This window comes from Siminovitchia terrae (assembly GCF_003605405.2).
In the GTDB taxonomy this organism is placed as follows: Bacteria; Bacillota; Bacilli; order Bacillales; family Bacillaceae_C; genus Siminovitchia; species Siminovitchia terrae.
The window spans coordinates 16,193-30,486 of sequence record NZ_QYTW02000023.1; the positions used below are offsets into that span (position 1 = coordinate 16,193).

Here is a 14,294-nt window from a genome sequence, read left to right on the forward strand (position 1 = left end):
AAAGAAATACATCCCATATAAGAGATACTATCTGTAAAATTCACGTACGTTCTTTTATCTTTGAAAAGAATCGGAATAAACCTTCAATAAAAAACCCCGTTCCAGGGAACGGGGTTTTTCTTATGCCTGCCACGGACGACTCGCCACAGCAGGTCTTTTTTGGGGAAGTTTTTTTGTGCCTAATTCTTCGCGGGTCATCCGCCGCGGTTCCATTCCTTTCTCAATTCTTGATTTGAGAGCATTCGGCATGGAATACAAATTGGGCGGTAAAAATACACGTTTTGAAGCTGAGCTGCAAATTGGGCATTCAGCGCTTTCCTTGTTTCCCTCCATTGATTTGAAAAACAAGGTGAATTCCCCACAATCATTGCAGTGAAATGTATAGCTTGGCAAGATATCGCCCCTTTTTATGCGTTTACTTCTATTTTGGTGTAATATCTTTATCGAAAATCTGGGTAGGAATCGCTACTGTACAGCAGGCATTCGGAATATCTACAATTCCAGCTACCCGCCCCTCAACTGGTGCAGAACTCAACAACATGTAGGCCTGCTCACCTGTATAACCTTGCGTTTTTAAATACTCTATCGCATTTAGGCATGCTCTGCGGAAAGCCGTGTTTGCATCTAAATAATGCTGTTTTCCATCTTTTTCATCCACTGATATCCCCTCAAATACGAGGAAGTCCGAATATAAAGGATCAACTGGCCCCGGCTTGAACATTGGGTTGTCCTTAATCATATATTTCGCCATCCCGCCTTTGATGACATCAACCTTCAAGTCGATCCATCCAGACATCTCGATTCCACCGCAAAATGTGATTTCTCCATCCCCCTGTGAGAAATGGAGGTCTCCTACTGATAATTTCGCTCCGTCTACAAATACTGGGAAGAAGATTCTTGAACCTTTGGATAGATTCTTAATGTCACAGTTTCCGCCGTTTTCCCTTGGGGGCACTGTTCTGGCTCCCTCTGCAGCCACCCTGTCAAACTCAGCGCCCTTCAACGTTCCAAGCACTGCACTTTCCGGCGTAGGCAGATTCGCAAGCGGAGGAGTCCTGTCTGGATTCGTTGCTTTTAACTCTTCTTCTCGCTTATTCCACTCCTGCAACAACTCCATAGATGGCGCTACGCCAATCAGGCCGGGATGGACAATTCCTGCAAATTTGACTCCAGGAACATGGCGTGACGTTGTATAGATTCCTTCAAAATCCCAAATAGACTTCTGAGCTTCAGGATAATGGTCAACAAGGAAGCTTCCGCCATTTTCCTTCGCAAAAATTCCGTTGAATCCCCATTCATAGCCCTGATGGGCACCAACATCTAATATGTCAACTACCAATAAATCTCCCGGCTCAGCACCATTGACATAAACCGGTCCACTCAGCACGTGGACTCGTTCCAGGTTCACTTTTCGGATATCTTCCGAATCATCGTTGTTTTTAATCTGTCCATCCGTCCATTCCTTGCAGTCCATCCGGAACGCCGTTCCGGGATCCACTGCAAATGCTGATGGTATATCCGGATGCCACCTGTTGTGCCCTGGGTGGGCCTGCTCTTCCATCGGTTTGCTAAGATCTAACTTAAACAAAGTCTTCGGCATCTTTCTTCCTCCCCCATTATTTTATGTAAAATCATTTTCAGCAAAACATTGTATACCCTTTCATTATATGATAATAATCATCACCAATCAAATTTTTCGGATAATTTAATCTACTCAATAAAAAAGAAGAATATTGCTACTAAGCTACGTTTCTTCTCTCATAGAACTCTGATAAATTGCATCCTGTCTCTCAAATCCGTTCTCGAAATGAGACTCCCAATTTTCAGACAACCATTTTAGATTGACGAATAAGCAGTTCCAGTTAGTATATAAGTGCTCCCAATCATGAGTAAAATGTTCTTCAGCAGCATCTTGATGCAAGGCAGACATGCTACCTTTGTCAGCGGATAAGTAAACCCATTTCACATAAATGCACTCCCAATTTCAAAGATGTAGTCGATACTGACCTTCCCTTTAAATCGAAGAAGCTGATAAACCTGCCAGCTTCTTCGTATCTCTCTACACTTCTTTAACAAGCGACTGGCATTGATCTGCAATTGTCTGTAAAAATTTTGCTGCTGGTGCACCATCAACCACCCGGTGATCGAATGTCAGGCTGAGTGGAATCCTCTCTTTTTGTACAACCTCTCCATCTTCCAAAACAAGATAGGGCTCTATTTTACCGACACCAAGAATACAGGCCTCCGGTGGATTGATAATCGGCGTAAAGAACTCTATTCCAAATTTCCCAAGATTTGTTACTGTAAAAGTACTACCTTTCAGTGCTACATCCGACAAATTTTTGGAAGCCACTTTCTTTGCAAGTACCTTCAATTCTTTATCCAGTTGTATGAGTGACAATCGGTTGGCATCTTCAAGAACTGGCACATATAACCCTTCCGTTGTATCCACTGCCATGCCCAAATGAACCTTTTCATGCATGGTGATTTTTTCCCCTTGAACATGAGCATTGATAGCAGGATGCTGCTCAAGTGCTTTGACGGTCGCGTAAGAAATAAGACTGTTCCAACCCATGTTTGATTCGGTTTCCTTACGCCTTTTTCCCAGCTCCGTCACATCCACCCACGTGGTTAGGGTCAGCTGCGCAGATTCATGCAGGCTTGTCATCATCCTGGATGCAATTGTTTTGCGAATATTTGACATCTCTTTCGCGGTCCTGGTTTCTTTCTGTACTTCCCCACCTTCAACTGCATTTTTGATGTCTTTTTCAATAATTGTTCCGTTTTTCCCTGTACCTTTCACATCTGTCAGATTCACGTTCAGATCCTTTGCAAGCTTTCTTAGTCTTGGAGAAATGCTGACAAACGAAACTGCATGAATCTTTTCTTCGTTAATTTTATTATCGACCTTTAGTTCTGATTCTTTAGAACTATCCAAGACTTTCGTTTCAACTTTAGCAAGAACATCCCCGACTTTAGCTGATTCTCCTCTTTTGACTAAAATTTCACTGATTGTTCCTTCCGTTTCAGCTTCTATTTCAAAGACGGCTTTTTCCGTTTGCACCTCGACAAGCACGTCTCCTTCTTCAACGGAATCTCCTTCTTCTACATGCCAAAAGACAATGAGACTTTCTTCAATTTCATCGGATGTTCTGGGCATTTCTACTTCAAACATGCACTTCACTCCCTAAGATGCGATCAATATGTCTCCATTAATTCTTTTACCGATTTATAAATAGAATCCGGACCAGGAATAACAAAATCTTCTAGTGGATCACTGTATGGAATCGGCACGTCCGGAATAGCAAGTCTTCTGACTGGAGCCTCCAATTCGTATAAGGCTTCTTCTGCAATAATCGCTGAAATTTCAGCCGTCATGCCGTAGGAAAGATAATCTTCATCAACAACAACAAGACGGTGAGTCTTTTTAACAGATTCGATGATTGTATCTTTGTCAATTGGTTTCAAGGAGCGCAAATCTATGACTTCCGCTTCAATGCCTTCTTTGGCCAATTTTTTAGCCGCCTGCACTGCATAATGTGTCATCATCTGAACTCCGACAATCGTTACGTCACTGCCTTCGCGTACAACCTTCGCTTTATCAAGAGGCACAGTATAGGCATTCTGAGGAACATCTCCAACAGACTCATCCAGTTGATCCATCCAGCCCAAGCCTTGCAAAGATTTGTGGAACATGAAAAATACCGGATTATCATCTCGGATAGCAGATGTCATCATACCTTTTAAATCATACGGAGTTGAAGGAGCTACTACTTTCAACCCAGGCATATGTGCAAAAGTGGCATATAGAGTTTGCGAGTGCTGCGCTGCATCATTGTATCCACCGCCGACCGCAGTCATCAGCACCATTGGAAGTTTGACGCTACCTCCTGACATATACTGGATTTTCGCCATATGATTGTAAATTTGGTCCATGCATACGCCGAAAAAGTCGACAAACATCAGCTCTGCAATTGGCCGCATGCCTTCTGCTGCTGCGCCGATAGCCGCTCCAATGATGGCTGTCTCCGAAATCGGCGTATCAATAACACGCTCGGCACCGAATTTATCGAGAAGGCCCTCAGTCGATCCAAAAATCCCTCCGTATTTACCAACGTCCTCTCCAAGAACAAACACTTTATTATTCTTGTCCATCTCCAGAGCAATTGCCTCGGCCATAGCTTTATTTCCAGTCAATAAGCGTTTCTTTGTCGTCTCCATCAATGATTTGTCTCCTTCCCGTTCGATTTTTTTATCAATTAGGTTCAGGCTCAAAATCTTTAATTGAACATATCAGCAAGCGCTGCTTCGGGTTTCGGCAACTCGCTTTCCCTTGCAAAATTGTATGCTTCATCGACTTCCGCCTTTACTTTCGATTCGATTTCTTCTACTTCGGATACATTCACACCGTAGTCGTCGATCAGAAGCTTCCGTATTCTCAAAATCGGATCACGCTCTTTTAAAGAAGGCACTTCTTCTTTTTCACGATACAACTCCGGATCCCCCTGGAAATGCCCTTGATACCTGAACGTCTCAATTTCAATAATGCTCGGGCCCTCGCCATTCCGGGCTCTCTTTATAGCCGCTTCTGATATTTTATACATCTCGATTGGATCATTATTTTTTACATAAGCGCCCTCAATTCCGTATGCCGATGCCCTTAGATCATTCGATTCAATGGCAGTTGAAGCCTTTTTCGAGACAGAGATTCCATAAGCATTATCCTCAATAACCAAAATCAACGGCAATTTCCAAAGCGCGGCCATATTTAGCGTTTCATGAAAAGCTCCCGAGTTTGCCGCTCCTTCGCCCAGGAAGGTGACCGCTACCCAGTCTTTTCCTTTCATTTTTGCTGCTAGCGCCGCACCGGCTGCCTGCGGAATCCCTGCTCCGACAATCCCGCTGCAAGAAAATTTTACATCCGGATCAAACAAATGCATGTGCCCACCTTTTCCTTTTGAGAGGCCCGTTTCCTTTCCGAAAATTTCTGCAGTCATCCGCTTCAAATCGACCCCTTTCGCAATCGCATGATGATGCGGACGATGTGGGGATGTCACCGTATCATCTTTCGTCAAATGAGCACAAATCACCGCGGCTGGCTCCTGTCCCGTTGACAAATGCATCTCTCCCGGAACCGTTCCTGCCCCTATATTAAAAACAGGAGTCTTCCCCTCCAAATACACTTCAGTCATTTGATCCTCGTAGTAGCGGCTCTTCGTCATCATTTCATACATCCACTTCAACTTGTCCAAAGGTACTGTCATATTTACTCCTCCTTCTTTTTTAAAAAATCTATGTATGATAGATAGCAAGATTTATTCCAACATTCTAACCCTCGATTTCAACGCTATTCGATAAAAAAATTGTCCCATTTCGGTACAAATGTCCTGCTGAAAGTGAGACACTGTACCAAAATGGGACGTTCGTGTGCAAGCCTTGGTTCGTGGGAGGGAATCGATTGATTTAAAAATGCTGGGCGGAACCTGCTTCCGGTCCGTGATCTTAGCATTGTAAGAAATCTAGACACTTTCAGAGGAGCGTGAAGCCCGATTTGCTTGGCAAACACCTGCGTTTGGTTCGAAATAGGGGAACCCGGTTTATTTTCGGAAATGTGAGGAGCGTTCCTAAATCAAATTCTCGCATTGGTTCCATTTTTTTCCATAAAACAACTTACATTTGCTCCAAACCCGGGATTGTGCGATTTTATGATTTATTGTGCGAAATATGAAATTATCGTGCGATTTCCAGGTTTATTGTGCGAACGACTGTTTTCAGTCATGCAGGCTTGTTCCTAAATCAAGTACGCGAAGACTATATTTAGTTCGAAACCCGGGATCGTGCGATTTTATGGTTTATTGTGCGAAAATCGGAATTATCGTGCGATTTTTCGATTTTTCGTGCGAAAAATGAAATTATCGTGCGATTTCCAGGTTTATTGTGCGAACGGCTGTTTTCAACCATGTAGGCTTGTTCCTAAATCACGTACGCGAAGACTATATTTAGTTCGAAACCCGGGATCGTGCGATTTTATGGTTTATTGTGCGAAAACCGGAATTATCGTGCGACTTTTCGATTTTTCGTGCGAAAAATGAAATTATCGTGCGATTTCCAAGTTTATCGTGCGAACCCTATTTTTCAGGACATGCGCTCGTCCTAAATCAGGTTCCTTCCCAATTTTTCAATTAAACCGAAATCCAGAAATCGGGCGAACGCCGATTTTCATATTAAAGTTATTCAAATTACAGAAAATATTCTCTTCCCTTCGTTCCCCCGGAATGGCACAAGCTCATAGTACGAATTAGCCTATAGGCAGAATAACGGGAGGACATACCCAAGAAACTACACATTTCTCTTACCGTAATTGTATCGCTAATCAGTAATTTATAATCCTGCAGCGCGCGGATGTGGGCATCTTTGCAATTATACATACAAACTGAGCATTGCCAGTTGCCATGCAGGCGGATCATAGGAAGAATTGAACAACTTGGACAACAGACCCCCTTTAATAAATCAGCATGAGTGATCTTAAAATATTTGAGAGGATCATAGTCACTAGGAGTATGTGCCGTGACTAAAGCTTTGGCAAAAGGCCACAACTCTTCCTTTGTAAAAATCTCTTTTGGATATTTTAATTTAAATTGTTCTATCTTGTTATCGATGTTTATGCTGCGGGTAATTTTATCATAATAAGAGGGGTTACTTGTTGTTTCAATAATAGTGGAAGAGTTACTGAGGATTATGAGCGACTCTACAGGAATATCCTCCATTCCATTGCTTTTCATCCAATTTTTAAATTGTAGCTGTTGTCGCCTTATTTGAGAAATCGGGTCAAGCAAGCCTCTCTTGTTTCCATTTGAAGATTGCTGTATCAGCTGGTTGAAATGATGATCTAGGAAAAGGCTGCCACCGTAATTTTTGACATCAATTATAGTGAAGAAGCGAGAGGACAGAAGAAGTGTATCAATTTGAAAAAAATAGCCCTGCTCATTTTTAAGCCTCAAATCATGAAGAATGAAAAATTCATCTTGAGGCAAAAAGGTTAAGTGGTAATCTAGGGACCTTTCACCCCGTTCCCCGGACTGCCGTTTATGTAACTCTTCTTTTATCCACTCCCATTGTGGATGACCTGGATTTAGTCTAGATATTAACGCCTCCAATTTTTCAACTTTATTATTTTTCCCTCGGCTTTTAATAACCATTGAATCAACTCCTACTCAATCGTTAAAATACCATTCGACAAAATCACCTAAACTCCTCTTTTTTATTGATTCCTCTTCTGGACGTGCAGTTCACACAAGTAGACGGAAGCTTCGCGAATACGAAGCTTATTTTTTGAGACGCGGGATCGTGCGATTTTATGATTTATTGTGCGAAATATGAAATTATCGTGCGATTTTCAGGTTTATTGTGCGAACGGCTGTTTTCAACCATGTAGGCTTGTTCCTAAATCACGTACGCGAAGACTATATTTAGTTCGAAACCCGGGATCGTGCGATTTTATGATTTATTGTGCGAAAACAGAGATTTTCGTGCGACTTTTCGATTTTTCGTGCGAAATATGAAATTATCGTGCGATTTTCAGGTTTATTGTGCGAAAGACTGTTTTCAACCTTACAGGCTTGTTCCTAAATCACGTACGCGAAGACTATATTTAGTTCGAAACCCGGGATCGTGCGATTTTATGATTTATTGTGCGAAAACAGAGATTTTCGTGCGACTTTTCNTTCCTAAATCACGTACGCGAAGACTATATTTAGTTCGAAACCCGGGATCGTGCGATTTTATGATTTATTGTGCGAAAACAGAGATTTTCGTGCGACTTTTCAATTTATCGTGCGAAATATGAAATTATCGTGCGATTTCCAGGTTTATCGTGCGAAAGACTGTTTTCAACCTTACAGGCTTGTTCCTAAATCACGTACGCGAAGACTATATTTAGTTCGAAACCCGGGATCGTGCGATTTTATGATTTATTGTGCGAAAACAGAGATTTTCGTGCGACTTTTCAATTTATCGTGCGAAATATGAAATTATCGTGCGATTTCCAGGTTTATCGTGCGAAAGACTGTTTTCAACCTTACAGGCTTGTTCCTAAATCACGTACGCGAAGACTATATTTAGTTCGAAACCCGGGATCGTGCGATTTTATGATTTATTGTGCGAAAACAGAGATTTTCGTGCGACTTTTCGATTTTTCGTGCGAAATATGAAATTATCGTGCGATTTCCAGGTTTATTGTGCGAACACCAACTTTCAGCCTGCAAGCCCAACTCCTAGATCAGGGACATGCTCGAATTTCATTTTCACCATAAGTCCGGAGCCTACGTTTGGTTCAAAATCCGGAAATCACGCGAACGCCAGTACTCCTCATAAAAAAAGAAGCCTCGCCCCGCGAAGCTTTCCTTATCTTACTCCATATCTTTCCATCTGCCTGTATAGGGTACTACGGGAAATTCCCAGATGCCGGGCTGCCCTGCTGTAATTTCCCTCACACATTTCAATCGATTGCATCAATGCCTGCTTTTTTATTTCATCTTTGATTGGCAACTCTTCTTTTGCCAAAAAGGATGAATCACCGAACAATTCTGCAGGCAGATCCTTCGGCATCAGTTTGTTTCCAGCTCCTTTTACGATTGCCCGTTCTAATATATTTTGCAATTCACGGACGTTTCCAGGCCACTCATATTGTTGTAAAGCGTCGTAAAAAGAAGGTTCGACTTTAAGTGGCGCCCTGCCAATTCGCATGGCAAGTTTCTCTATGAAATATTCTGCCAAACGGGGAATGTCATCGCGCCGTTCCCTTAACGGAGGCAGGATGAGCGGAATGACGTTCAGCCTGAAAAATAGATCTTCACGAAAGTTTCCTTTTTCCACTTCTTCCCGTAGATTTTTATTTGTAGCGGCGATGATCCTTACATTCACCGGAACAACTTTGTAGCCTCCGATTCTGACAACCTCTTTATCTTGCAGAACCCTTAATAACAGCACTTGCATTTCTAAGGACATTTCAGCAATTTCATCCAAAAAGATAGTCCCGCCCTCGCCCAGCTCAAATTTCCCCGGCGTCCCGCCTCGCCTTGCACCGGTAAATGCCCCATCCTCATACCCAAACAGTTCGCTCCCTAGCAGATCTCGCGGGATTCCTCCACAATTAATAGCAATAAAAGGATTGTACCCCCGATCGCTTTCATTATGAATCGCCTGTGCGAAAATATCCTTTCCTGTCCCGCTTTCCCCCGTCAGCAATACATTCGAATCAGACCTTGCCGCTGCAATGGCCTCAAGCTCTACCTTACGTATCTTTTCATTTTCACCTACAATATCACGAAACGTCACCTTTGCCTGATTGCCGGAAAACTGGTTGATCATCTGCCGCACTTTATGTATTTCTTTAATGGTCAGCAGCTTCCCGATTTTCTTTTTATGCTGAAAAATTCCTTTTGATGTTATCAGTACCCGAGCTTGGCGTTCACTTCCGGATATTTTTAGCTTGATTTCCTGGTCTATGACATTTGCCTTTGAAGGACCGATTTCCTGAAAAAACCCATTGTCAAAAATTTCATTGATTTCTTTGCCCACAAGCTCGTGCTCTTTTTTACAGATAATCCGATGTAAAATTTCATTCGTTTTTAAAATTTTCCCTGCCGTATCAATGATGATCATACCTTCAGAAAGGGTGTCCGTCGTTGCCTCCAGCAAACTTTTCATGACCGCATTCCCTCGAGTTTTCTCAATAATTTGCAATTGCTTTTCTATCGTAGCTGCTGTGGATACAACCATTCCCAAAGTATGCGGATGCACCTTTTCCACTGGGCCGGACATATTTAAAACGCCGATAAGTTTTCCTGATGAGTCATATATAGGCGCGGCAGAACATGTCCATGGGTGGCAAGCCTCCGTATAATGCTCGGAAGCCCACACCTGAATAGGACTGTTCATAGCTATACATGTTCCAATAGCATTCGCTCCCATCGCCTCCTCACTCCAGGATGCTCCTTCAATAAATTTTATTTTATTCGCCAGCTCGAGCGTCTCCTCATCCCCCAGTGTCTTCATCAAACGCCCCTTTTCATCACAAAGGATGACAAGGAAGCTGGAACCTTTCACAAATGAATAAAGATTCTCCATCAACGGGAGTGAAATCCATATAAGCTCTTGTTTGTGCTGCTGCAATTCAGCCAATTCCTCGTTGGAAAGCAGTTGTGTTGCACTTCGAACATGAGGATTTACGCCATAGTCCCTTGAACGGAGCCAGGCCTCCTGAATATCTGTTTTAACTAATTTGTTGAGATGTCCCCGATATACAAAATCCTCCCACAACTTCCCCATCAACTTTTTGTCTATCAAGCCAGTTCACCCCAACTCTATAGTATAACTCTATTATAAATGTAATTTTGGGAAAATTGAAGTAACCTCTCCCTCTTATTCTTCATTATTAGTGAAAAGAGGAGTTAAGTCATAATGTTCTACATAAAGACACATGTACTTGCAGCTAAATCTAGTTCTTTGCCACAAAAAACGAGAGGGTGATGAAAAATGATATGTGAATCGTGTGAAAATGAACAATCAACCGACAAGTTCTGCGGGAAATGTTTATAGACAACATAGCTGCTGAAGAGAATCCTCCCCCTGCGAAAACAGCCATTCAGGCAGTTACGACCTCAGAGCCTGAAGTTACTCCAACATTTACAGGGAAACCTGTGCAGCTCTCAGAACCCCATTTTCATGTGGAAAAAATTAAAGAAACACCGAAAACATTTTGGAGTTACTTTCTTCACCATTTGAGACATCCATCCCACATTTTCCACCAAATGGATTGATTTCAATCGGGATATTTGCAGTAATAGTTGGGATTACTTTTTACAATGCTGGAGGAACCATTCTAAAACTTCTTTTTGAAGACGCTTTTTTAGGGTCTGATTACTGGTTAGAAGCTTCAAAACCCAGTTTCATGACTGTTTTCCCACAAGTAGTTATTTTTATCTTGTTAAGTATGGCCGTAGTGACTTTTCTCTTTTTATCATTAACAAATTCTTTGGCCCTGGCTATTCCTTTAAAGACATCATCACTGATAGCTCTTACCCCCTCGCGTTTTTGTAACTGGGCATACAGGAACAAAAGCAAATACCTGGTAGTCAGTTTCTTTTTATACAGATCTTATGGGGCTTGAAAAGCTCCATCGCCAAATAGTTGGTCCTCGATGGGCTTAACCCATTTACCAAATGGCGTGAACAGTCCCCTCTTTATAATGGATTTGGACAAGCTATTACCTATCCGTCCACTAAAATGAGTCTTTTGTTTTTCAGACGTGTCTAAATTTAGAAACTAATATATACAAAAAAAGTGGTAAATAATGGAATTATTGTTTATTATCGGTAGAATAAATGTTTATAGAAAAAGAGAGAAGAAAATGAATAATGAGTATTTCACGCAGATACTGATAATAGGTAATTTGCTCGCTGGTTGTGTGGGCGCTGGAAACCAGAAGGAGATAAGGTAGAAGTCTCTGAAAAAGCGAATAATTGAAGACAGACGCAAAACCGAAAGCAGAGGCAATGCTTAAAGATATGGAAAATAACAACATTGGAAATGTTAACTTTACAAAGCTTTGGTGAGGAAAAGCGCGTTATAAAGGGGGGAAATTGAGTATTTTACATAAGATACTTAAGTAAAATAGAATCACTCGGCGTTGCCCTGTGAAGTGATGCAGAGCAACGCCGAGTCTAATATTAGCACCAGTTTTTTCAAAATTCCCTAAAATCCAGCCTCTACCGGCCATATTTCCTTTCAAAAAACTACACTAAACATTCAGAGTTCCGTCCTTTTCACACTCTTAATTTGCCTTCCTGTGATGCAAATCCATATTTTCAACAGCCTCGCCTTCACTTTTTACAGCCCTATTGGTAGCTGCTCCAACAACATATGTGATAACAAAATTTATGATCATAATGACAAGGCCCATATCAAAATCCCTAATGATTGATGGTGAGTTAGGGAATAATGATGCCATGGTTGTATTAGTGACGGTTGAACAAATAACAAGGATAAGCCCAACAATCATCCCAGCTAAAGCACCAATTTTATTGACCGGGTTCTTTTTCAACAAGCTGAAGAATAGCGCAGGGAATAACTGAATGATGATGCTATAGGCCATGATATAGATTAATCCGATTAATTTGGATTCATTCAAAGCAAAAAATACTGCGAAGACGACCATTAGCGGAACGAGGGCACGGCTCAATTGTCCGATCTGTTTGTCTGTCGTTTTGGGCTTCCAAACTTTATAAATATTTTTAGACATAAGTGTTGCCGATGACAGTAATACGATTGAACTTGGAACGAGGGCTGCCAACGCCCCTGCGGCTCCAATAACACCGACAAACCATGGTGGGAATGCTGATTGGGCAAGCTTGAATAATGACATATCTGCATCATCCAACCCCGGGACCTGCAAAATGGCAGAAAATCCAATGATAATAGAAAACACAATAATCAGTTGGTATAAGGGCATACTGGCAGCATTCCATCGTATTGCCTTAGCACTCTTCGATGAAAAAATCCCAGCCTGCATATGAGGGAATAAGTAAAAAGATACAGCCAACATAATACTTGTGGTAACAAACCATGTAATGCTCAACCCCTCAGTCGGGAAAAGCAACATTTCCGGATGCGCATTTTCGATCGCCTTGAACATCGGCTCGAACCCTCCATAGTAATGGAAGGGGAGATAAAAGCCCATAAACACCATAACTGCCAAAAGTAAGATATCCTTCATAATTGCAGTCCATGCAGATCCATGCATACCTGAAACAGTTACATAAATAGTGACAACCACTCCGCTGATAATAACAGCCAATCCAGAGGAAATGGCCCCGTAGGAAGATGACGATACAATGATTCCTAGCCCGACAAATTGCATAACGAGATATGAAACCGATGCGATGACACCAATTACTGCAACAACAACACCGAGACCAACACTATCGTATTTTTTCACGTAAAAATCAGATTGCGACAAGACGTTGTTTTTCTTGGCGTATCTCCAGATTGGGGGCAGGAGCCAATAAGCAATAACAAAATAAAAACAGTTAAAAGCGTAAACAGCAGGCATTCCAACCCCATAAGCCATTCCGCTTGCTCCTAAAAAAGTGAATGTCGTAAACATTTCACCAGCAAGCAGGAAAAATACGATAACCGGACCAAAGCTTCTTCCGCCTACAGCCCATTGCTCCATGTCCATATTCTTGCCTTTGCGCGCGCGAATCCCTAAATAACAGGCCAATGCCATAATACCAAATGTGATTGCCAATGAAATATTCAAATGTCATCCTCCCCTTCATTTTCCGTATCGAGGATGTTAACAATATACAAAAACAGGGAAGTGAGAACCACCCACATTAGCAGCCAAAACAACACAAAAGGCAAGCCAAGGACATATGGCTCAATTTTATTAACTACAGATAAACTTCCTATGGCTGGTATCAAACTAAAAATGTATAACCAGATTCTCTTTTTCATTTGCTGCGCCTCCTGATTAAATGATACTTTCACTGTTTTTAGATAGATATATGCACCTAACTAGATGATTCATTTTTCCAGCCATCTGTTTACCGATACAGCGCTTTCAATTTTAAGTTACGTTCGTTATAAATCGTTCTAAAACATTTAATAACGCAACAAACGCTGAACTAAGAGGATCACTTTAGGGAAATAGCTATGCAACCAACCCAATCCCTTCTTTTACTTCGTTTGTAATACCATGCCCGCACCTTAATAATCAGCATTTCCCTAAAATCAAATGCGCTTTGGCGTATTTGCGCCCAGATTTTATCGAGCTCCGCTCGATAAGCTTCCTCTGAAAATCTGTGGCATCCGCCGGAGGCTTTAACTTTATTCAACCGGGGTTTGAACCCCCACTGAATGAAATACCAATAGGCATTCATCTCACCACTTACAGAAGTGGGAGACTTCTGCTGAATGAAATTAAATTTCATCACTCGCCCCTTTCTTTTTTAATCATTGTGCACATTCATTATTATTTATTGCAAGAATGGTACCAACTTTCTCATATTTAAAACCCTATAATATTGCGTTTTCAAAAAGGAAAATGAGTGCCCTGATACTCATAGAGTGTATTTGAACTCATTTGACGTGATCCTCTACCTTTGGCTGGTCAGTTGTGCTGTTATACATGGAGACTTATAAGAAAGTTGGAACGCCCGGGCAGCTCAGCCTTCCCGAGGGCACTTCACGGACCGTTTGTACCAACAGCACCCAAACCAGACTGGCGCTTC

At 41.8% G+C, this 14,294-nt stretch carries 11 protein-coding genes; all 11 read right to left on the minus strand.

Annotated elements, in window-relative coordinates:
- Positions 1 to 120: 120 nt before the first annotated feature.
- Entirely contained in the window at positions 121 to 393 is a 273-nt protein-coding gene (locus D5F11_RS18755) for a zinc ribbon domain-containing protein (protein ID WP_120119281.1), read from the minus strand.
- Between the two features lie 28 nt (positions 394 to 421).
- Positions 422 to 1,600, minus strand: a complete 1,179-nt coding sequence (gene fmdA / locus D5F11_RS18760) for a formamidase (RefSeq protein WP_120119282.1) — start codon at positions 1,598 to 1,600, stop codon at positions 422 to 424.
- Positions 1,601 to 1,744: 144 nt separating this feature from the next.
- Positions 1,745 to 1,966, minus strand: coding sequence for a hypothetical protein (locus tag D5F11_RS18765; RefSeq protein WP_120119283.1), 222 nt, complete (start codon positions 1,964 to 1,966; stop codon positions 1,745 to 1,747).
- A gap of 93 nt (positions 1,967 to 2,059) precedes the next feature.
- Entirely contained in the window at positions 2,060 to 3,175 is a 1,116-nt protein-coding gene (locus D5F11_RS18770) for a dihydrolipoamide acetyltransferase family protein (protein ID WP_120119284.1), read from the minus strand.
- Between the two features lie 23 nt (positions 3,176 to 3,198).
- Positions 3,199 to 4,221 (minus strand): alpha-ketoacid dehydrogenase subunit beta, encoded by a 1,023-nt coding sequence (locus D5F11_RS18775; RefSeq protein WP_120119285.1) that lies wholly within the window; start codon positions 4,219 to 4,221, stop codon positions 3,199 to 3,201.
- Positions 4,222 to 4,280: 59 nt separating this feature from the next.
- Complete coding sequence (locus D5F11_RS18780; protein ID WP_120119286.1) at positions 4,281 to 5,264, minus strand: thiamine pyrophosphate-dependent dehydrogenase E1 component subunit alpha; 984 nt, start codon at positions 5,262 to 5,264, stop codon at positions 4,281 to 4,283.
- Between the two features lie 975 nt (positions 5,265 to 6,239).
- A complete protein-coding gene (locus D5F11_RS18785; RefSeq protein WP_120119287.1) occupies positions 6,240 to 7,199 on the minus strand; it encodes a nuclease-related domain-containing protein in 960 nt (319 codons plus the stop codon).
- A gap of 1,204 nt (positions 7,200 to 8,403) precedes the next feature.
- A complete protein-coding gene (locus tag D5F11_RS18790) occupies positions 8,404 to 10,329 on the minus strand; it encodes a sigma-54-dependent Fis family transcriptional regulator (protein WP_120115665.1) in 1,926 nt (641 codons plus the stop codon).
- Between the two features lie 1,504 nt (positions 10,330 to 11,833).
- Entirely contained in the window at positions 11,834 to 13,321 is a 1,488-nt protein-coding gene (locus tag D5F11_RS18795) for a sodium:solute symporter family protein (RefSeq protein ID WP_120115652.1), read from the minus strand.
- Positions 13,318 to 13,518, minus strand: a complete 201-nt coding sequence (locus D5F11_RS18800) for a DUF3311 domain-containing protein (protein ID WP_120115651.1) — start codon at positions 13,516 to 13,518, stop codon at positions 13,318 to 13,320. Before D5F11_RS18800 ends, D5F11_RS18795 begins: the two co-directional genes overlap by 4 nt.
- A gap of 179 nt (positions 13,519 to 13,697) precedes the next feature.
- A complete protein-coding gene (locus D5F11_RS18805; RefSeq protein WP_120115650.1) occupies positions 13,698 to 13,994 on the minus strand; it encodes a hypothetical protein in 297 nt (98 codons plus the stop codon).
- Positions 13,995 to 14,294 lie beyond the last annotated feature (300 nt).